At 63.7% G+C, this 19,816-nt stretch carries 24 protein-coding genes; 17 read left to right on the top strand and 7 right to left on the bottom strand.

Annotated features, from left to right (window positions below; all coding sequences use genetic code 11):
* Window positions 1-5: 5 nt before the first annotated feature.
* From QRN22_RS07385 to QRN22_RS07350, 8 genes are read left to right on the top strand one after another with little or no spacing between them, the layout of a single operon-like run.
* Complete coding sequence (locus QRN22_RS07385; RefSeq protein ID WP_042552273.1) at window positions 6-734, top strand: class I SAM-dependent methyltransferase; 729 nt, start codon at window positions 6-8, stop codon at window positions 732-734.
* On the top strand, window positions 731-1,213 hold the full coding sequence (locus QRN22_RS07380) for a DUF3261 domain-containing protein (protein WP_042552272.1): 483 nt from the start codon (window positions 731-733) through the stop codon (window positions 1,211-1,213). Before QRN22_RS07385 ends, QRN22_RS07380 begins: the two co-directional genes overlap by 4 nt.
* A complete protein-coding gene (locus tag QRN22_RS07375) occupies window positions 1,210-2,469 on the top strand; it encodes a beta-ketoacyl-[acyl-carrier-protein] synthase family protein (RefSeq protein ID WP_042552271.1) in 1,260 nt (419 codons plus the stop codon). The genes QRN22_RS07380 and QRN22_RS07375 overlap by 4 nt, the downstream gene beginning before the upstream one ends.
* The gene (locus QRN22_RS07370) at window positions 2,466-2,936 is read left to right on the top strand and encodes a hotdog family protein (protein WP_156152650.1); all 471 of its coding nucleotides are present in this window, start codon (window positions 2,466-2,468) and stop codon (window positions 2,934-2,936) included. Before QRN22_RS07375 ends, QRN22_RS07370 begins: the two co-directional genes overlap by 4 nt.
* Entirely contained in the window at window positions 2,933-3,661 is a 729-nt protein-coding gene (gene fabG / locus QRN22_RS07365) for a 3-oxoacyl-ACP reductase FabG (RefSeq protein ID WP_042552270.1), read from the top strand. The genes QRN22_RS07370 and fabG overlap by 4 nt, the downstream gene beginning before the upstream one ends.
* A 19-nt stretch (window positions 3,662-3,680) precedes the next feature.
* Window positions 3,681-4,907 carry a beta-ketoacyl-ACP synthase gene (locus tag QRN22_RS07360; protein ID WP_042552269.1) on the top strand — a complete coding sequence of 409 codons (1,227 nt, stop codon included), beginning with the start codon at window positions 3,681-3,683 and terminating at the stop codon, window positions 4,905-4,907.
* Window positions 4,908-4,941: 34 nt separating this feature from the next.
* Window positions 4,942-5,346: a hypothetical protein gene (locus tag QRN22_RS07355; RefSeq protein WP_042552268.1), complete on the top strand. Its 405-nt coding sequence runs from the start codon at window positions 4,942-4,944 to the stop codon at window positions 5,344-5,346.
* An 18-nt stretch (window positions 5,347-5,364) separates the two neighbouring features.
* Window positions 5,365-5,805 (top strand): hypothetical protein, encoded by a 441-nt coding sequence (locus QRN22_RS07350; RefSeq protein ID WP_042552267.1) that lies wholly within the window; start codon window positions 5,365-5,367, stop codon window positions 5,803-5,805.
* Between the two features lie 53 nt (window positions 5,806-5,858).
* Here QRN22_RS07350 and QRN22_RS07345 read toward each other — a convergent pair whose 3' ends face one another.
* Window positions 5,859-6,413 carry a methyltransferase family protein gene (locus tag QRN22_RS07345; protein ID WP_052493748.1) on the bottom strand — a complete coding sequence of 185 codons (555 nt, stop codon included), beginning with the start codon at window positions 6,411-6,413 and terminating at the stop codon, window positions 5,859-5,861.
* Between the two features lie 60 nt (window positions 6,414-6,473).
* Between QRN22_RS07345 and QRN22_RS07340 the strand changes: the two genes are divergently transcribed.
* From QRN22_RS07340 to QRN22_RS07315, 6 genes are read left to right on the top strand one after another with little or no spacing between them, the layout of a single operon-like run.
* On the top strand, window positions 6,474-6,881 hold the full coding sequence (locus tag QRN22_RS07340; RefSeq protein WP_042552265.1) for a hotdog family protein: 408 nt from the start codon (window positions 6,474-6,476) through the stop codon (window positions 6,879-6,881).
* Window positions 6,874-7,758: an ABC transporter ATP-binding protein gene (locus tag QRN22_RS07335; RefSeq protein WP_042552264.1), complete on the top strand. Its 885-nt coding sequence runs from the start codon at window positions 6,874-6,876 to the stop codon at window positions 7,756-7,758. Before QRN22_RS07340 ends, QRN22_RS07335 begins: the two co-directional genes overlap by 8 nt.
* Window positions 7,755-8,942, top strand: coding sequence for an ABC transporter permease (locus QRN22_RS07330; protein WP_042552263.1), 1,188 nt, complete (start codon window positions 7,755-7,757; stop codon window positions 8,940-8,942). Before QRN22_RS07335 ends, QRN22_RS07330 begins: the two co-directional genes overlap by 4 nt.
* Window positions 8,924-9,190, top strand: a complete 267-nt coding sequence (locus tag QRN22_RS07325) for an acyl carrier protein (RefSeq protein ID WP_042552262.1) — start codon at window positions 8,924-8,926, stop codon at window positions 9,188-9,190. Before QRN22_RS07330 ends, QRN22_RS07325 begins: the two co-directional genes overlap by 19 nt.
* The gene (locus QRN22_RS07320; RefSeq protein ID WP_042552261.1) at window positions 9,187-10,293 is read left to right on the top strand and encodes a beta-ketoacyl synthase N-terminal-like domain-containing protein; all 1,107 of its coding nucleotides are present in this window, start codon (window positions 9,187-9,189) and stop codon (window positions 10,291-10,293) included. The genes QRN22_RS07325 and QRN22_RS07320 overlap by 4 nt, the downstream gene beginning before the upstream one ends.
* Complete coding sequence (locus tag QRN22_RS07315; protein WP_042552260.1) at window positions 10,290-10,841, top strand: hypothetical protein; 552 nt, start codon at window positions 10,290-10,292, stop codon at window positions 10,839-10,841. The genes QRN22_RS07320 and QRN22_RS07315 overlap by 4 nt, the downstream gene beginning before the upstream one ends.
* A 111-nt stretch (window positions 10,842-10,952) precedes the next feature.
* Here the strand turns inward: QRN22_RS07315 and darH are convergent, their stop codons facing one another.
* Genes darH through QRN22_RS07295 form a run of 4 tightly spaced genes read right to left on the bottom strand, consistent with a single transcriptional unit; the run spans window position 10,953 to window position 14,442 of the window.
* On the bottom strand, window positions 10,953-11,954 hold the full coding sequence (gene darH, locus QRN22_RS07310; RefSeq protein ID WP_042552259.1) for a BtrH-related acyltransferase DarH: 1,002 nt from the start codon (window positions 11,952-11,954) through the stop codon (window positions 10,953-10,955).
* A complete protein-coding gene (locus tag QRN22_RS07305; protein WP_042552258.1) occupies window positions 11,951-12,358 on the bottom strand; it encodes a DarG family dialkylresorcinol biosynthesis protein in 408 nt (135 codons plus the stop codon). Before QRN22_RS07305 ends, darH begins: the two co-directional genes overlap by 4 nt.
* On the bottom strand, window positions 12,348-13,505 hold the full coding sequence (locus QRN22_RS07300) for a beta-ketoacyl-ACP synthase III (protein ID WP_042552257.1): 1,158 nt from the start codon (window positions 13,503-13,505) through the stop codon (window positions 12,348-12,350). The genes QRN22_RS07305 and QRN22_RS07300 overlap by 11 nt, the downstream gene beginning before the upstream one ends.
* Before the next feature lie 19 nt (window positions 13,506-13,524).
* Window positions 13,525-14,442, bottom strand: coding sequence for a hypothetical protein (locus QRN22_RS07295; protein WP_042552256.1), 918 nt, complete (start codon window positions 14,440-14,442; stop codon window positions 13,525-13,527).
* Window positions 14,443-14,524: 82 nt separating this feature from the next.
* Between QRN22_RS07295 and QRN22_RS07290 the strand changes: the two genes are divergently transcribed.
* Window positions 14,525-14,926, top strand: coding sequence for a DUF2141 domain-containing protein (locus tag QRN22_RS07290; protein ID WP_042552334.1), 402 nt, complete (start codon window positions 14,525-14,527; stop codon window positions 14,924-14,926).
* Window positions 14,927-14,932: 6 nt separating this feature from the next.
* Here QRN22_RS07290 and hemE read toward each other — a convergent pair whose 3' ends face one another.
* A complete protein-coding gene (gene hemE / locus QRN22_RS07285; protein ID WP_042552255.1) occupies window positions 14,933-16,000 on the bottom strand; it encodes a uroporphyrinogen decarboxylase in 1,068 nt (355 codons plus the stop codon).
* 232 nt (window positions 16,001-16,232) lie between these two features.
* Here hemE and QRN22_RS07280 point away from each other — a divergent pair, with 232 nt between their 5' ends.
* Window positions 16,233-17,213: an aliphatic sulfonate ABC transporter substrate-binding protein gene (locus QRN22_RS07280; protein ID WP_042552254.1), complete on the top strand. Its 981-nt coding sequence runs from the start codon at window positions 16,233-16,235 to the stop codon at window positions 17,211-17,213.
* Between the two features lie 102 nt (window positions 17,214-17,315).
* Entirely contained in the window at window positions 17,316-18,683 is a 1,368-nt protein-coding gene (locus QRN22_RS07275; RefSeq protein ID WP_042552253.1) for an LLM class flavin-dependent oxidoreductase, read from the top strand.
* Here QRN22_RS07275 and QRN22_RS07270 read toward each other — a convergent pair.
* Window positions 18,676-19,776 carry a glycerol dehydrogenase gene (locus QRN22_RS07270; RefSeq protein ID WP_042552252.1) on the bottom strand — a complete coding sequence of 367 codons (1,101 nt, stop codon included), beginning with the start codon at window positions 19,774-19,776 and terminating at the stop codon, window positions 18,676-18,678. The genes QRN22_RS07275 and QRN22_RS07270 overlap by 8 nt on opposite strands.
* Window positions 19,777-19,816 lie beyond the last annotated feature (40 nt).

The following is a 19,816-nucleotide window of genomic DNA, read 5'->3' as shown; positions in this document are numbered from 1 at the left end:
TTGCGATGGATCGCGCCGCATCCAACTATGTAGAGGAAACCGGTTTCGGTTTCTGGTTTCTGCAAAGCCACGTGTGGCAGCACCATGTGCTGCGCGTGGCCATCGACGATCTGCACAGGCTGATCAGCGCCCCGTTGCCGAACGCTCCAGTGCTGCTCGACGCCGGCTGTGGCCAGGGCAAATCGTTCGCCCTGCTGCAGCGGGCCTTTCAGCCAGCCCGCATCCTCGGCCTGGATGCCGACCCGCACAGCCTCGACTGCTCGCGCGCCGAAGCGCAGCGCCTGGGCCTGGACGTACAGCTCATCGTCAGTGACTGCGCGGCGATCCAACTGCCCGATGCCAGTGTCGACATCCTCTTCTGTCACCAGACGTTCCACCATCTGGTCGAGCAGGAACAGGCCCTCGCCGAGTTCTGGCGCGTGCTCAAGCCCGGTGGCCTGCTGCTGTTCGCCGAGTCGACCAAGTACTACATCGATACCTGGGTGATTCGCTGGCTGTTCCGCCACCCGATGGAGGTGCAGAAGAGCGCCGACGAATACCTGGGCATGCTGCGTGACCAAGGCTTCGAGTTCAGCGAGCGGAATGTGTCCTACCCCTACCTGTGGTGGAGCCGTTCGCAGGACTTCGGCCTGCTGGAACGCTGGGGCATTCGCCGACCCAAGCCCTTTGGCCAGCGCAACGAAACCCTGGTCAATGCGGCGGTGCGCAAACCATTCGAGCAGACGCCGACATGAACAAGCTGTTGCTGCTCGCCTGCGCGCTGTTGCTGACGGCCTGTGCCGCCCGCACGCCGCTGCCCGACTCATCACCAGCGCTGGTCGCCCCGCTGCCGATTTCGCTGCAGGTGAGCAGCGCCGAGGGCCAGGACTGGCTGCTGGTGATTCAGGCGGAGGGCAGCAGCCTGCGCTGGTCGCTGTTCGACCCGCTCGGCGTGCCGCTGGCCCGACAGTCACTGATCGCCGGCGCCTGGCACAATGACGGCCTGCTGCCGCCCAACGGCGATGCCCGCGAACTGTTCGCCGCCCTGCTGTTCGCCCTCACCCCGGCCGATCAGCTGGCGCACGCCTACGATCTGGCCGACTGGCAGCAGCAAGGCACCGATAGCCGTCGGCTCGCGCCCAACTGGCGCATCCACTACACGGCGCCGCTGGCCATCCGCCTGGATAACGGCAAGCAGCGCTACCAGGTGAGCCCTTTGGAGACACAACCATGATCGCTCGACTCGACGCCCTTGGCGTGGTCTGCGCCCTTGGCCAGGGCAAGCAGGCAGTGGCCGATGCGCTGTTCGCCGGTGACACCAGCGGCATGCGCCGCCAGGCTGGCTGGATACCGGAGCGCAGCGTGACCGTCGGCGCGGTCGACACGCCGTTGCCGGACATGCCCGCTGGCCAGGAACACGCCGCGAGCCGCAACAACAGACTGCTGCTGGCCGCGGCGCTGGAAATCCACGACGAGATCCAGGCCGCCATCGCTCGGCACGGTGCCGGGCGCATCGCCGTGATGCTCGGCACCAGCACCTCGGGCATCGCCGAAGCGGGCGAGCATATCGCTGCCTACGTGAACGACGGCGTGCTGCCTGCCGAGTACCGCTACAGCCACCAGGAAATCGCCGCACCGGCCACCTTCCTCGCCGACTGGCTGGGGCTGAGTGGGCCGGTTTACTGCCAGTCCACCGCCTGCACCTCCAGCGCTCGCGCCCTGCTCAGTGCCCAGCGCCTGCTGCAACTGGGCGTGTGCGATGCCGTGCTGTGCGGCGGTGTCGACAGCCTCTGCAAGCTGACCCTGAACGGTTTCGCCAGCCTGGAGGCGGTATCCGACGAGCGCTGCAACCCGTTCTCGGCCAACCGCCACGGGATCAATATCGGTGAAGCCGCAGCGCTGTTCCTGATGACCCGCGCGCACGACGGCGATCATACCCTGGGCATTGCCCTGCTCGGCGGCGGCGCCAGCTCCGACGCCCACCATATCTCTGCGCCGCACCCTCAAGGCATCGGTGCCCAGCAAGCCATGAGCAAGGCGCTGAGCGCTGCGGGCCTGGCGGCCGAGCAGATCAGCTATCTGAACTTGCATGGCACCGCCACCACCCATAACGACGCCATGGAGAGCCTGGCGGTGCAGGCGCTGTTTCCCGCCGGCGTGGCCTGTTCGTCGAGCAAATCACTGACCGGTCATACCCTCGGCGCCGCCGGGGCACTGGAGGCTGCCTTCTGCTGGCTGACCCTGAGTGATTACAACACCGCCAATCGCTTGCCGCCTCATGTCTGGGATGGTCAGGCCGATACGCAACTGCCGCGCCTGAACCTGGTCGAAGCGACCACCCCCGTTCCACTGCCAACGGATGGACGCCGTTACCTGATGAGCAATTCGTTCGCCTTTGGCGGCAACAACATTTCCTTGATTTTAGGCTCCGTTGACCCTTCCGCACGGCGTGCGCTGAAGCGCCAACAGCCCCTAGGAGACCTGCCGTGAGTGTATGGCCCGTCGCCGAGCTGGTGCCCCACGCTGGCGACATGATTCTGATCGACGAGGTGCTGACATTCGGCGCCGAGCATATAGAGACTCGCCTGGTAGTAAGCCCGGGCGGGCTGTTCAGCCATTCTGATGGCAGCTTGCCCGCGTCGGTCGGCATCGAGCTGATGGCCCAGAGCGTGGCGGCCTTCGCGGGTTGCCATGCACGCCAGGAAGGCCGCCCGGTGGAGCTCGGTTTCCTGCTCGGCACGCGTAATTTCACCTGCAACGTGGATCGTTTCCCGGCCGGCAGTACACTGCACATCACCGCTACCCGCTCGCTGCAGGACGACAACGGCATGTGCGTATTCGAATGCCGCCTGCAAGGCCCGGACATACTCGTCGAGGCCAGGCTGAACGTGTTTCAGCCCCGCGATGTGGCCACCTACATTCAGGAACCCCCCCTTTCTCAGGAGCCGTCCGCATGAGCGAGACCATTCTGGTCACCGGATCGAGCCGCGGTATCGGCCGCGCCATTGCATTGCGCCTCGCCCGCGCCGGTTATGACCTGGTGCTGCACTGCCGCTCGCGCCGCGACGAGGCCGAAGCGGTGCAGGCGCAGATCGAAGCCCTCGGCCAGAGCGCCCGCATCCTGCAGTTCGACGTGGCCGACCGCCTGGCCTGCCGCAACGCCCTGGAGGCAGACGTGGAAGCCCACGGCGCCTATTACGGCGTCGTGTGCAATGCCGGCCTGACCCGCGACGGCGCCTTCCCGGCGCTCAGCGAAGAGGACTGGGATGTGGTGCTGCGCACAAATCTGGACGGTTTCTACAATGTCCTGCATCCGTTGACGATGCCCATGGTGCGCCGCCGCAAAGCTGGGCGTATCGTCTGCATCACCTCGGTTTCCGGGCTGATCGGCAATCGCGGCCAGGTCAATTACAGTGCGTCCAAAGCCGGTATCATCGGGGCAGCCAAGGCCCTGGCTATCGAGTTGGGCAAACGCAAGATCACCGTCAACTGCGTGGCGCCAGGGCTGATCGACACCGAGATTCTCGACGAGCACGTACCGCTCGAGGAAATTCTCAAGATGATCCCGGCGGCACGCATGGGCACTCCGGAAGAAGTGGCCGGCACGGTGAATTTTCTGATGTCCGAAGAGGCGGCTTACATCACCCGCCAGGTAATCGCCGTGAATGGCGGTCTGTGTTGATCAAGAGCGAAGTGGCACGATGAAGCGCGTAGTCGTTACCGGCATGGCCGGCATTACCTCCCTGGGCGATAGCTGGGACAGCATCTCGGCGAACTTCCGCGCCAATCGCAATGGCATTCGTGTCATGCACGAGTGGGACCGTTTCATCGAGATGAACACCCGCCTGGGCGGCCCGGTGGACGATTTCGTCGTACCCGGCCACTGGACCCGCAAACAACTGCGCAGCATGGGCCGCGTGTCGAAGCTGTCCGTCTATGCCGCCGAGCGCGCGCTGGAACACGCCGGGCTGCTTGGCGATGCGCGTATCAAGGACGGCCGTATGGGCGTGGCCTGCGGCTCGTCCACCGGCAGCACCGATGAGGTCAGGGCCTTCGGTAACATGCTGATCAACTCGGTGGCCGACGGCCTCAACGCCAACTCCTACATCCGCATGATGCCGCACACCACGGCGGCCAATATCAGCATCTTCTTCGGCCTCACTGGCCGGCTGATTCCGACCTCCAGCGCCTGCACCAGCGGCAGCCAGGGCATCGGCTATGCCTACGAGGCAATCAAGTTCGGCCGCCTGCCACTGATGCTCGCTGGCGGTGCCGAGGAGCTGTGCCCGACCGAAGCCATGGTTTTCGATGCGCTGTACGCCACCAGCCTGAAGAACGATGCCCCACACACCAGCCCGCGCCCCTATGACAGCGGCCGCGACGGCCTGGTGATCGGAGAAGGCGCCGGCATGCTGGTGCTCGAAGAGCTCGAGCATGCGCTGGCACGCGGTGCCACCATCCACGCCGAGATCGTCGGCTTCGGCTGCAACGCCGATGGCCAGCACGCCACCAAACCCGTGCAGGCCACCATGCGCCGCGCCATGGAACTGGCCCTGGAAGACGCCGCGCTGGCGGCGGATGCCATTGGCTACATCAACGGCCATGGCACCGCCACCGAGCAAGGCGACGTGGCGGAAACCCAGGCCACCAGCGAATTGTTCGGCGCACGCATGCCGATCAGCTCGCAGAAGAGTTACCTCGGCCACACCCTGGGCGCCTGCGGCGCTCTGGAATCCTGGTTCAGCATCGAAATGCTCAACAGCGACAGCTATGTGCATACGCTCAACCTGGACCAGATCGATCCGGCGTGTGGCGAGCTGGATTATCTGCGCGGCGAATTCCGCGAGATGCACAATGAGTACGTGATGAACAACAATTTCGCCTTTGGCGGTGTCAATACGTCGCTGATCTTCCGCCGCTGGCACTGAAAGACCGTAACTTCTTCACTGACAAGGAACATGGATGATGTCTCGTTTCAACCGCATTGCTCTGCTCGCCCTTCTGCTCCTGGGCATCACCGCCTGCACCTCGAAGCCGGTGGTGAACATCGAAAACAGCGCCCCGCCGGCCGCGGTCAAGGGCCAGGACGACATGCGCAGGGCGGTGCTGACCGCGCTGCAGCGCCGTCAATGGACGGTGGAACGCGCAGACCAGGGGCAGATCCTGGCGTCGATCACCCGCCGCAGCCACCAGGCGCAAATCACCATTCCCTATACCGCGTCGACCTACTCGATCCGCTACCGCGACAGTCACAATCTCGGCTACCGCGACGGCAAGATCCACCGTAACTACAACAAGTGGATCCAGAACCTGGATCGCAGCATTCAGCAGGAATTGAGCAGTCCTTCCCTTTACATGCCCCAGTAAACACTCAAGGAGTTACCCATGAACGCAAAAACCTGGACCGCTGCCGCACTTCTCACCGCCGCCCTGCTGCCTGCCGTCAGCCAGGCCCGTGACACCGCCCACTTCCTGGACTTCCAGTCGGTGGTCAACGAAGCCACCCAGGCTGGCCGCCTCGATGGTTCGGTGAAGTTCTACCTGAACAAGACGCCAGCTGGCGCCAAGATCATCAACGCCAACGTCACCACCAGCCAGAAGACCAACGCCTTCAACAAGACCGACGAAGCCGCCTGCAGCTGGGCGCTGCAATCGGCGCTGATCAAGCTGCAGAACTCGGCCAAGGCGGCAGGCGCCAACGCCGTTGTCGACCTGGCCAGCAACTACAAGAACAAGGAATACCGCGACAACAGCAAATACGAATGCCACGCCGGCGCCATCATGGCTGGCGTCGCACTGAAGGCCAAGTACGCTCGCGTCAAGTAAGGGTACGAGCGCCGGGAAAATCATTCTCGGCGCTCAGGCTGCTGGCCGGCGAATCAGAAAATGAACGGCACGAACATCCGACTGCGCGCCATGTAGTCGCGATAGGCATCGCCGAAGTAGGCCTGGCACTCACGCTCCTCGCACCTGGCGGCGAGCCACAGCGCCACACTCGACAGCAATGCCAGTATAAGCGTCACCGCAGTCGGCTGCTTCCAGGCGATGCCCCAGGCAAGCAGCAGCAGCGAGCAGTACATCGGATGACGGATGTAGCGGAAGATGCCGCTGGTGACCAGTTTCGAGGTGCGTTCGAAGGCGAACAGCTCGTCATCCTGACGCTGCTCATCGGCACGCCCGAAACGGCGCATCTGGTACACGCCGGCGAACAGCACCAGCAGTGAAGCCGTCAGCAGTACCCAGGAAACCCGCTGATGCGTCGCATCGCGGTCCTCGAACCAGAACGGCGCATTGAGCACCAGTGCCACTGCCATCAGTTCCCAGGCGATGAAACGGTAGAACCCATGGCTACGCGGGTTACCCAGCGACCGCCAGGAAATACCCGTCAGAACGATACTCAGCCCCACGAAAACCAGTAATTGCCAGACCTCCACCACACTCCTCCCTAATCACCCTCTGTTACACTGCCACGCTCGCACGCCCAGACGCTCGCCATGGATCGCACCCAACTGCACACACTGCTGCCGCACCAGGGCAAGGCGCTCTGGCTGGACGCGCTAGTCGAACATGACGCCCGCACCATCCGCGGTCTGAGCGGCTGGCACCACCTCGACAGCCTGGGCGAGAACGCCTCACCCTGCCTGCTGTTCGAAGCCGCTGCCCAACTGTGTGCAGCGCATGGTGCCTTATACGGCAACGACAGCGCCATAAAAATGGCTCTGGTCGGCAAGCTCTCGCAACTGCAGTTGCACCACCACCCCGTACAGCGCAGCGGCGACCTGCTGGTCGACGCGACCCAGGAGACCATCAGCCCGGTGGGCGCGCTGTATGGCTTCAGCGTGCACAGCGAGGGCCGCCTGCTGCTCGATGGCAAACTTCTCCTGGTGCTCGTCCGTGCTTGAGCTGAAGAACCTCGGTTATCGCTACCCCGAAGCTCAACAGCCGGCGCTGCAAGGTATCGACCTGCACCTGCAGGCGGGGCAATGCCTGGGGCTGCTCGGCAGCAACGGCGCAGGCAAGACGACCCTGTTGTCACTGCTCAGCGGCGTGCTGCAGCCGCTCGGCGGAGAGATCGTCTGGCAAGGCGAACGGCGCCTTGGCCTGGTGCCCCAGCAACTGGCGTTCTATGCCGGGCTGAAGGTCAGGGAAAACCTCGCGCTGTTCGCCGATCTCTACGAGCTGCGCGGTCCGGAGCGTCATCAGCGCCTCGCTCACTGCATCGCCAGTACGGCTCTGGAAGACAAGCTCGATCGCCGTGCAGAACGGCTTTCCGGCGGTGAGCAGCGACGCCTGAATTTCGCCATCGGCCTGTTGCAACCGGCGGAGCTGTATCTGTTCGACGAAGCCACCGTCGGCGTCGACGCTGCCAGCCGGCAGATGCTCCTCGAAGCCGTCCAGACACTGACCGCCGAGGGCAAGGCGGTGATTTACACCAGTCATTATCTGGACGAAGTGGAGCGAGTAGCGGATCGCATCCTGCTGCTTCACGAAGGTCGCGTGCAGCTGGACATCGACAAGCAGCAGTTGCTCGGCGATCAGCCAGGCCTGTTTCTGGAGTGGCCCGAGCGCCAACCTGATGCCCTGCTACCACTGCTCGACAGCCTGGGCCTGAGTGTCGAACAACGAACCAATGGCGTGCGCATCGCCTCGCTGGACGTGGAGCAATTGCTGACGATCACCCGCTTCATCAGCGAACAGCAACACGCACCGAGCCTGCTGCGCTTTGGCCGCCCGTCACTGGAGCAGCTCTACCTGCGCCTCAATGGAGGCAGGCTATGAGGCTGCGTGCTCTGGTTCGCAAGGAAATCCTTCTGCTGCTGCGTGACCCTCACGCCCTGGCCGTGCTGTTCATCATGCCGACGCTGTTTCTGGTGATCATGGCCGGAGCCATGTCCAGCTACCTGCAGGATCGCCTGCCGCCCCTGCAACTGGTGATCGAAACACCGCAGCAGAGCGATTCCAGCCGTTTTTTCCACAGTGCGCTGCAGGCGCAACTGCCTGACAGCCAGTTGCTGGCCAGTGGGCCGCCCGAAATGACGCGCATCAGCCTGGCCGCCGACTTCGACGACAGGCTACTGGATACCCCCCACCAGGGCCCTACCCTGAGCTTTCCCGCGCAATTCGACCGACTTTCGCGCCAGCGCCTACATGGCGCGGTCACCATCGCCCTGGCCCAGACCCGACTGCTCGCCTATCTGCAGGACAGCGGTGCGCTGGATCAGGGCCTCAGCCCCGGCGAACAACTCGAGCTGATTCAGCAACGTACCGAGAGCCAGATCGACGAGCAGGAGCGCCTGGCCAGCGGCGACCTGAGCAACCAGGCCAACGCCACGCAGATGAGCGTCCCGGCATGGCTGATTTTCGGCATGTTCTTCGTGGTGCTGCCAATGGCCGGCAGCTTTCAGCGCGAACAGCAGAGTGGCGCTCTGCTGCGCTTCCGCTGCCTGGGCCTGGGGCTCGGCACCCTGGCACTGAGCAAGATGCTGCCTTACCTGGCCATCAACCTGTTGCAGTTCGTGCTGCTGCTGAGCATCGGCATGCATGGCCTGCCGCTGGTCGGCCTGCCGGCGCTGGAACTCAATGGCAGCCTGGCCGCTTACGCCCTGCTGGCAGCGAGCATCGCACTGGCCACCAGCAGCCTGGGCCTGCTGCTGGCCGCACTGGCACGAAGTAGTGAACAAGCCCTATTGCTTGGCGGCGGGATCAATATCATCCTCGCAGCCATCGGCGGCATCATGGTACCCAAGAGCGTGATGCCGGAGGCCATGCGCCAACTGGCGGAAGTTTCTCCAATGAGCTGGGCGCTCGACGCCTTCCTCACCCTGCTGGTGGGCCACGGCTCACTGAACGACGTAGCCCCCTGGTGCGTGCGCCTGCTGCTGTTCGCAGCGCTGGCCGGTGCCAGTGGCTTGTTCCTGTTCCACAAACGAGTACAGCAAACGCAATGGACCACACACTACTAGAAGAAAAGCTCAAGCAATTGCTGATTCGCGAGTGCGACAAGGAAGACGACATCGATTGGCAGAGCATCGAGGATGACGAGCCGCTGTTCGGTCAGCAAAGCCGCATTCAGATGGACAGCCTGGACGCGCTGCAGGTCTCGCTGGCCCTTCAGCAGCACTACGGGGTGCGTATCGAAGGCGCCAAGGACGGGCGGCGCATCCTCAATAGCATCTCCAGCATCGCGGCCTTCATCAGGCAGAAGCAGTGACGCCCGTCTACCTCCAACGAGGTGCCCTGCACAGTGCGCTTGGCGCAGATCTGCACGCCGCCGGTGAGGCCTTGCAACGCGGCGTACTGCCCGCAGCGGGCAACTTCGTGCTGCATGAACTGCTGCAGCCGCGCGCCCACCTCGGCCTGCCCGCGGGCGAAAGTCGGCATCAGCACGTCGACCGCCTGATCCGCGAGACACTTGGCACAGATGCCGGCCAGCTGGACGATTGCCTGCTGATCGTCGCCAGCACCAGCCTGGATATCGACGAACTGGAAGAACGTACGAAGCGGCAGGGTGGCTTTCATCACGATCACTCGACCTCTCTCGACCTGATCGCCGAGCAATTGCGCGAGCGCTGGGGCTTCGCCGATGCCTACACCCTCAATACCGCCTGCACCAGCGCCGCCAACGGGCTGCTGTACGGTGCCCGACTGCTCGGTGCGAAGCTTTATCGCCGCACTTTGGTGCTGGCTTTCGAAACACCCAGTGCCATAGCGCAGCAAGGCTTCGGCGCATTGGATCTGGTCTCGCCCAGCGGCCGCTATCGCCCCTTCCACCCTCAGCGCGACGGCTTGATTCTCGGCGAGGCCTACGCGGCAACGCTGCTGGGACTGGAGCCAGGCCCGGCACCGCTGGCCAGACTGCTTGGTGGTTTCAGCGCCTGCGACACCAGCAACCTGACCACCACGCGGGAAGACGGCAGCCACATCGACTGGGTAATGCGCGAAGCCCTGCGTAGCGCGGGCAGCAGCGTCGAGCAAATCGGTCTGGTGAAACTCCACGGTACAGCCACCGGCGCCAATGACCGCGCCGAGAGCAACGGCGTGCGCCTGCTGTTCGGCGACGCGCTGCCGCCGCTGTGCGTGCTCAAACCGTGGCTCGGCCATACCCTGGGCGCCTGTGGCCTGGCTGAAACACTGCTGCTGGTGCAGAACCTCGCGCACCTGCCAGGCTGCGATTACGCCGACGAAGCGCTGCTGCCCCTGGCGGCAGCCCCCCTGGCGATCGCCGATGACAGCCTGCTGCTGGCCAATTTCTTCGGCTTCGGCGGCAACAACGCCAGCCTGGTGCTGCAGCGTGGCACGGGAGAAACACCATGAGCACGGTCATGGCCGCCTGCAGCGTCCGCGGTGACGCCAGCGCTTCCGACAAGGACCTGAAGGCCACTCTGAGTCAGTGGCTGGCCAGCCCGCCTCGACGAATCGATCGGCTGATCCTCCAGGCACTGCTGTGCAGCGCGCCACTCAAGGCGAAGGTACGCCGTGATTGCGGGCTGTATCTGGCATCTCGTCATCCGGCCAGGGGAACCATGGGCTCGCTGCTCGCCGCGGTATGCGTGAATCAGTTGCAGCCCAAGCCCTTCGAATTCGTCAACAGCGTAAGCAACGCAGCGGGCTTTCACGTCGCCGCGCAGCTGGGGCTGGAGGGGCCGAACCTGTTCATCGGCGCAGGCCCGCGTGCCTGGAAGCAGCTGCAGGCCCTGGCCGGGCTGGATCTGGCAGACGGCCTGATCAGCCAGGCGTTGCTGGTGGTGATCGATGAAGACGGTGAGTTCGAAGCCCAGGCGGTACTAATCGCCGGCCCGAGCCAGGCAGCAGATTTTGCCGAGCTGACGGCCGGGATCGACGTGCTGCGGTTGCCGCTATAAAACAGTGGCTGCTCACTGTGGGAGCGCGCCATGCGCGCGAAAAATCGCGGGCATGGCCCGCTCCCACAACTGCTGCGCCGATGACCGCTATCGCCTTTCTGCAGCCCTCGCTTACCCCTTGCGCTTGGCCCAGGCGCCGAGCTCTTTCATCAGCACGCGTTCCTGACTGGCGATGCCGCGCAGCCTATCGGCGATCGGCCTGAAATCCGGTGTTTCGCCCTTGCTGCGGCTGGCCCGCACGCATGCCGAGGCGAACTGGCGCCAGTCATCGCCTACGGCGGTCATGCGTGTCGAGGCTTCCTGCAACGTGGTATCACCGATCTTCTCACCGGCCTCCTGCAGGAAGCTCGCGTACATGAAGCGGAAGCCCGCACCACCGGTACCGATCTCCTCTTGCATGCGCACGATATGGGTGAGGTACAGGCGGTTGTACTTGGCCTGCCCCGGGTCGAGCGCCTCGACGCGCTTGGCCAGGTGCTGAATACCGCGAATGCCGATCCACGGCAGCGGCATGCCATCGAGGATGCGTGAGGTCGACAGCACGCTCTTGCGAATCAGCCGCTCCCAATCCTGATCGGGGGATACGTCGTCCAGGTAATACATCAAGCCCTTCGCCGCCAGGGCACCCTTGGCGAAGCGCGCTTTCTGCAAATCCTCGGCAGCACAGCGCACCGGCGCTTCGAAGACTGGATCGCTGAGCAGGTACTCGTTGCCCTCACGACCATAGGCCAGCAGGTTGTGGGCATTGAAGTGAAAGCGCATCTCCGGCGGAAAGTACGGCAACCAGAACACCGAACTCTGCAGCCCGGCCAGGCGACCACTGTCGAGCGCGGCATCCAGAGCGATGCGGCCCTGCTCGGGATTGGCGAAGGTACGGCTGGTCAGGCGCACGCCCAGACGCTTGCTCAGCGTCTTGATCAGGTGGCGGGGCGGCATCCGATAGGCAATCAGCGGCATGCCGCCCAGCTTGACGATCGGCAGGTAGGCGAATGCCAGGCCCGATGCCAGGCCGAACGCCATCGGCTCGCTCATCGGCAGGCCGGCATGGGTCAGCAGACTGGCCATGACGCCGCTTTCGCAGTGGGCGCTCTGACGGTGCTCGAACGCGCTCATGGCAGTTCCTTCTGGTAGCGACGCAATTCGTCGACGGACAGGCCAAAGGCCTCGGCATAGCGAGCCAACAGCGAATCGTTTAGGCGTCGGTAGATCTCGGGTCGAAAATGCCGGCGCACGCGCCACTGCCAGAGCCCGGCGATCTGCGCCAGCGCCGGCTCGTCCATGCGATAGCGATACATCAGGCACTTCAACGGCGACAGCTCACCGCGCTGCCAGGCGGCATGGGCTTCGGCCTCCTGCGCCTCCAGCTCGGCGACAGCCAGCTGGGTGGAGTAGGACTCTGGCTCCCAACCGGCACTTTGTGCCCCTTGGTAATGTCCTTTTTCATCCACGGCATACAGCAACTTGCTGTGTCCGCCGTATGCAGAATCGGGGTCCTGGGGGACTTCATCAAGCTTCATTGCCGACCACCGTAAGGTGCATGAATGCACTGGAGAAACGCCCACTTTCCGGCACGTAGCACAGCAGTTTCTGACCGCTGCGCAGCTGTCCGCCATTGAACAGTTCTTCGAGGATGATGAAGATCGACGCCGCCCCGGTATTGCCCTTGCGGGTCAGGTTGGTAAACCAGCGATCCATCGGAATCGGCAGGTCGACATTGGCCAGGCCCTCGGCCAAACGGTCGCGAAAGAATTCCGAGGAATAGTGCGGCAGGAACCAGTCGATATCCGCCACGCGCAGTTCACGGCGCGCCATGATGCGCCGCAATGCCTCTTCCACGGTGTACTTGACGATATTCTCGTTGAGCAGTTTGACGTCCTGCTTGATCGCCATCACCGATTTCCGAGCGCGCTCATCGGCGTCGTAGCGGCTCCAGCCACGCAGGCTGCCGTCCTCCATATCGGCACCGGCGTACATGCAAGCCGGCATCTGATCGGCGAACGAGAGAATATCCAGCCAGTCGACACGCAGACTCAACCCGCTGGCGTTGGGATGATTCTGCAGCAGCACGGCGCCGGCACCGTCGGAAAGCATCCAGCGCAGGAAATCCTTCTCGAAGGCGATCTCCGGATGACTCTCCAGCTCCTCGATGCGGCTCTCGTATTCGGCATTGAAGTTGCGCGCCTGCATCAGCGTCGACGCCACTTCGGAGCCGCAGGCCACGGCGTTGCGGCTTTCACCGCTGGCGACGCTCATCCAGGCGTATTTCAGCGCGGTCATACCGCACAGGCAGATACCTGCCGTGGTGGCGACTTCGCAAGGCGGGTTGCCCAGCTCGCCATGCACCATCACCGCATGGCCTGGCATCACCTGGTCGGGCGAAGAGGTGCTGGCGACCAGACAATCCAGACCTTCCAGCGCGAACCCCTCGCCGACCAGGCCACGGATCGCCGCAGCGCTAAGCTGCGCGTTGCTCATGCCTGGCTCGCCGGTGAGCGGGTCGATGACGTAGTGGCGCTGCTGAATGCCGTTACGGCGCAGGACCAGCTTGCGGGCGCGCGACGGCTTGCCACCGACCATGCCGAGGCGAGCTTCCATCTGCTCGTTGTCGACCGGATCAAAGGGCAGGCTTGCACTGACGCGATTGATGAATACAGGAGATACCACGGGATTACCTCGGACCAGTTTATTCGCCGGACGGGCCGGCGAAGTAGGCCTTTTCACGCTGGATTCGCGCCTTGAACAGCGGGGCCAACAACTTTTTCAACAGGGCACTGATCGGCACCACGGTCAGAATCAGGCAGATCAGGAAAACGATGTAGACCACCAGCCCGGCGCCACGCCGCCTGCTCTGCTGAGGGCCGAGAGCGGCAAGCAGTCGGCTCCACAGCGTGAAACTGCGATTGCCGACCTTCTCGCTGGCGATCAGCTTTTCATCCACCTTGACGGCACCGAGACCGCCCAGCATCGGCTGCTCGATCGGCTGCTGGTCAGCGAGCAGGCGCCGTGCCATGGCATCACCGAAACGGCTGGCGGCGGCCATCTCATTCTCGTCGATACCGGCGCGCGGCACCCAGCTGTAGGGTTTCTGCCGGCCGGTGAACATCCACAGCGGCGTGGCCAGAAAACTCGCTGCCGTGCCGCAGGCGTCGGTCAGCACGGCGTTGTCGACCAGCTTCGCGCCCAACGCCTGCAGACGGGCCTTGACCTTTTCCTGGGCCATCAACCACATGTTGCGACAACCGATCAGGGTCATCACCGGCGTATCCTTGAGCAGCCGAGCGGCCTCAGGCGACGCGAGGAAACTGGTGAAGGGCAACGAGGGTGACAGGAACCACACCTGGTAGGCGAGAATGATCAGGTCGTAGCGTTTGTCGGGATCGACCGTCAGCGGCAACAAAGGCTGCGGCTTCATCAACACGGTTTCCGGGAATATCCGGAAAAAACCAAGGAAGGGCCACGGGAAGGGAAACGGCTTGGCCGGTTGCAGCGCCAGGAAATCCACCTGAATGCCTTCACTCACCTGCAACGGCGCACAGACCGATTGCACCAGGCGGTTCAATTGGCCAGTCTGTGAGAAGTGAACGACTAGAACCTGACGCATTTAAAGCGAATCCCTGCAAAATGGGCGGATTATGCCACAGAGAATTCTTCAAATCGTAACCAAACGCTGCACGGTCTGCGCAGTGGTTCTCCTGTTCGTCTGTTCGTCGGCGCAGGCGGGAGATCTGCTGATACGCGTGGAGGGCAACGGGGGTGCCGCCAGCCTGTATCTGGCACTAGTGGCCGCCGAGCAGAAAGACTGGGAGCCGATGCTGCGCGAGCTGCAGGGTGAAGGCGAGCAACTGATCGTCAAAGACGTGCCGCCCGGGCAATACGCCCTGCAACTGTTTCAGGACAGCAACGGCAACGGGCGTCTCGACCTCAGCCCGCGAGGCATCCCTCTCGAGCCTGTGGGTTTTTCCGGCAATCCGTCACTCCTGAAGGGCAAGCCCACCCCAGGAGGCGCCAGATTCGAGCATGGCGAAGACGACACCCTGGTCGATGTACGCCTGCGCCAACCGCGCGGTGGGCGCCAGGCGCAGTGATGCCGATCAGCGGTGATAGTCGGCAGACAGCTCATGCACCGCTTCGAGGAAGGCCCCTGCATGAGCAGGGTCGACTTCCGGGGTAATCCCATGCCCCAGGTTGAAGACGTGACCGCTGCCGGTGCCATAGCTGGCGAGAATGCGCGCGACCTCGGCGCGAATTGCCGCCGGTTTGGCATACAGCACGGTAGGGTCCATGTTGCCCTGCAAGGCCACTTGAGAACCGACTCGGCGGCGCGCCTCGCCAATGTCGCAGCTCCAGTCCAGCCCCAGCGCATCGGCGCCAGTGGCTGCCATCGATTCCAGCCACAGCCCGCCATTCTTGGTGAACAGGATCACCGGGATCCTGCGCCCGTCATGCTCACGGATCAGACCGTCGACGATCTTTTGCATGTAAGCCAGGGAGAACGTCTGGTAGGCCGCTGACGACAGGTTGCCACCCCAGGTGTCGAAGATCTGCACCGCCTGGGCACCGGCGAGGATCTGCCCATTGAGGTAGGCGGTGACCGATTGCGCCAGCTTGTCGAGCAGTGCGTGCATGGCCTCGGGCTGGTCGTAAAGCATCGCCTTGATCTTGCGGAAGTCCTTCGACGAGCCGCCCTCGACCATGTAGGTCGCCAGCGTCCACGGGCTGCCGGAAAAGCCGATCAGCGGAACACGGCCACCCAGCGCCGACTTGATGGTGCGCACTGCATCCATCACATAGCCCAGATCCTTCTGCGGATCAGGGATCGGCAGCGCGTCGACATCGGCAGCGCTGCTGATGACCTTCTTGAAGCGCGGCCCTTCACCCGTCTCGAAGTACAGCCCCTGGCCCATGGCGTGGGGGATGGTGAGGATGTCGGAGAAGAGGATGGCTGCATCGAGCTGTGGGTAACGATCAAGCGGCTGCAGGGTGACTTCGCAGGCGAACTCGGGGTTCATCATGAGGCTCATGAAATCCCCGGCCTTGGCCCGGCTGGCCCGGTACTCCGGCAGATAGCGGCCCGCCTGACGCATCATCCACACCGGGGTGACATCGACGGGTTGCTTGAGCAGAGCACGCAGGAAACGGTCGTTCTTCAGGGCAGTCATGGCACAGGATTCCAGGGACGGCAGACCCGCCATTGTCGCAAAGCGCGACCTAAAAGACACGGCGCAGGTGCTCAGCTGCGGCTTTTGGCCACGCCAAACCTGCTCTTTATATTCCTTGATGAGGTACTGAAAAGAAAACGTTATACCCAAAACTAAGATTACGCGTGCTCGCTAGTTCCGTCCGGTTCTATATTGAGGGCCATCCACATCAGGTTCGATTTCGGAGTTCAGCATGGCCCGTCCTTTCCGTTTCCCCAGCCGTCGCGCCTTTACCCTGGGCCTCCTGGCGGCTGCCAGCGCTGTCTTGCTGCCTTGGCAAGCAGCCCAAGCCGAGAGCGCCAAGACGCTGCGAATCGGTTACCAGAAGTTCAACAGCGTGAATATTCTCAAGGGAAGCGGCGCACTGGAGAAGGCGCTCGAAACCCGGGGCGTCAAGGTCAGCTGGCACGAGTTCGCCGCCGGCCCGCAATTGCTGGAAGCGCTGAGTACCGGCGCCATCGATCTGGGGCACGCTGCCGATGCGCCCTCGGTATTCGCCCAGGCTGCCGGTAAACCGGTGGTCTATCTGGCAGCAGAGCAACCCTACCCCAAAGGCATCGGCATTCTGGTGCACAATGAGGGCGGCATACAGAACATTGCCGACCTCAAGGGCAAGCGGGTAGCCACCGGCCGCGGCTGGAATGCCCAGTACCTGCTGGCCCTGGCTCTGCAGGAGGCCGGCCTGAGCTATACCGATATCACGGCGGCATACGTCAACAACGCTGCGGACGCCATCGCCGCGCTGCAATCGGGTTCCGTGCAAGCCGTCACGCTGTGGGATCCATTCCTCGCTGCAGCCGAAAAGAAGCTGCCGGTGCGCAACCTGCGCGATGGCCAGGGGCTGACCAACAACCGCACCTTCTACCTGTCCACAGCCGAGTTCACCGACCACAACGGCGATCTGGTGAAGACGTTCTTCCAGCAATTGGCGCACGTCAGTGACTGGGCCAACAAGAATCCTCAGCAGGTCGCCGACCTGCTCGCACCGCAATTGGGAATAGCACCGGACGTACTGCTTCTCGCCACCCAGCGCCGCAACTATGCCGCCGAGGCGATCACTCCCGAGATCGTCGCGGAGCAGCAAAAACTGGCAGATACCTTCCTCGGCCTTGGGCTGATCCCCAATCCCCTGCGCGTCGACGAGGCGGTCTATCCGCAGTCCCTGTTGCCCTGACAGGAGCATGCGCCTGGCCGAGCCGACTAGCCTCCCGCCCAACCGGGTGGGGCGGCCACTTGCCATTGACCTGTCCGTGTACCCTACAACGGTGGAGCCGTCATGACCTCCCGCAAACCGATCCGCTTCAACGCCTTCAGCATGAATGCCGCCAGCCACCAGTCACCCGGCCTGTGGCGCCATCCACTCAATCGCAGCCAGCACCACAACCGTCTGCCTTATTGGCTTGAACTGGCGCAGCTGCTCGAACGGGGGCTGTTCGATGCGCTGTTCATCGCCGATGTACTGGGTGTCTACGATGTCTATCAGGGCAGCCCGGATGCAGCGGTGCGCGGGGGCGTGCAGGTACCGGTCAACGATCCGCTGCTGATCGTGCCTGCCATGGCCGCCGTGACCCGGCACCTGGGTTTCGGCGTGACGTTCTCACTGACCTACGAGCATCCCTATCCCTTCGCCCGGCGCATGTCGACCCTGGATCACCTTACCGATGGCCGGGTTGGCTGGAACATCGTCACCGGCTATCTGGACAGCGCGGCACGCAACCTGGGCCTCGGCAGGCAACTGGGCCATGACCAGCGCTATGAGCTGGCCGAGGAATACCTGCAGGTGCTCTACAAACTCTGGGAGCGCAGTTGGCAAGATGATGCGGTCAACCGCAGCGGGGCCGGAACCTCCTACATCGACCCAAGCAAGGTGCACCCGATCGGCCATCATGGCGAGCACTACCAGGTGCCCGGCATCCACCTTTGCGAACCGTCCCCGCAACGCACACCGGTGCTGTTCCAGGCGGGCGCCTCGCCCCGGGGCCAGGCCTTCGCGGCTCGCCATGCCGAGTGCGTATTCATCAGCGGCCCCACCCAGACCGTCCTGAAGGGCCTGGTAGCGGGCTTGCGCCAGGCCCTGCGGGACGCAGGCAGGCAGCCGCAGGAGCAATTGATCTACGCCCAGGCACTGATCATCGTCGCGCCGAGCCGCGCCGCTGCCGAGGCGAAGCTGGCCGACTATCGTCGCTACGTGGACGTCGAGGCCGCGCTGGCGCTTCTATCCGGCTGGACAGGCATCGACCTGTCGAACCTGCGCGGCGACCAGGTCATCGAGTACCTGGAAAACGATGCCGGGCGCACAGCCCTGGCGTCCTTCACGCGCAGCGATCCGAACCGCCAATGGACAGTGGCCGAAGCCGCCGAGTTCGTCTGCCTGGGTGGTCGCGGGCCTGTTCTGCTCGGCTCCCCCGGCGAAGTGGCCGAGCAGCTGGAGGAATGGCTGGACGCCACCGGCATCGACGGTTTCAACCTGACCTATGCCGTCGCCCATGAAGACCTCAGCGCGGTGGTCGATCTGCTGGTCCCAGAGCTGCAGCGCCGTGGCCGCTACCGCCAGGCCTACGAGGGCGGCAGCCTCAGGCAGCAACTGTTCGGCCAAGGCGACCGCCTCGCCCCTCGCCACGCCGCCCATCGGGCAGCTATCTAGCCGCCTGAAGTCGACGGCAGCCCTCGGCGTCGGCGGTACGCATGGCGGCAAGTACGCTCTGCGCATCTACCGCAAAGGGCTCGTTGTGGATACTTTCACCCGCGGCGCAGGCAAGCTCGGCGGCGCGCAGCAGATCGGCATCGCTGACATCGGGCAGACCGATCTCGGCGAGCGTGACCGGCAAGCCGACGGCGAGACAGAAACCATAGACCTCATCGATCAGTCTCGGCTCGCTGTCACGCAGCATCAGCATGCTCAGCACGCCGAAGGTGACCTTCTCGCCATGCCAGTAGGCATGGGTACCCTCGAGGACCGTGAAGCCATTGTGAATCGCGTGAGCTGCGGCGAGGCCGCCACTTTCGAAGCCCAGACCGGAAAGCAGTGTGTTGGCCTCGATGACATGTTCCAGAGCAGGCGTCACCACCTGCTGGCGGCAGGCCTGCAATGCCAGAGGGCCGTACTCCAGCAACGTGTCGTAGCAGAACCGGGCCAGTGCATGAGCCGTACGCGGGCCCTGCCGACCGGTCATGTTCGCGGCGCCGCTGATGCGGCAATCCTCGGCCTCGAACCAGGTGGCCAGAGCGTCCCCCATACCGGAAACCAGAAAGCGCGCCGGTGCCTGGGCGATCACCTGGCTGTCGACCAGCACCAGATCGGGGTTGCGCGGCAGCACCAGATACCGTTTGAAGGCCCCCTCGGCGGTGTAGATCACCGACAGTGCGCTGCAGGGGGCGTCGCTGGAGGCCAGGGTGGGCACCACGGCAACGGGCAGGCGCAGTTCGTAGGCCAGCGCCTTGGCGGTATCCAGTGCCTTGCCGCCGCCCATGCCGAGAATCACCTCGGGCCCGGCCTGCCGAGCCAATGCCACCAGACGGGCGATTTCTTCGTCGCAGCACTCACCGGCAAAACGCACCCGCTGACAATCGAGATGGCCGGCACAGGTGTTTTCCAGCAGATCGCCCAGGTGATCGTCAGCGAAGGGATCGAGCAGCGCCAGTGTCTTGTTGCCGAAGCGCGACAACTCGAAGCCGAGTTGCTCGAGCGCGCCACGGCCCTGCACGTAACGGGATGGGAAGATGGCAGTGGTCAGCATGGGAACCTCCTGAGAAAACGCTGGAGGTACTGTAAAGGCA

The organism is Pseudomonas sp. MEJ086 (genome assembly GCF_030209025.1).
Taxonomy (GTDB): domain Bacteria; phylum Pseudomonadota; class Gammaproteobacteria; order Pseudomonadales; family Pseudomonadaceae; genus Aquipseudomonas; species Aquipseudomonas fulva_A.
This window is presented reverse-complemented; position numbering and strand designations above follow the sequence as displayed.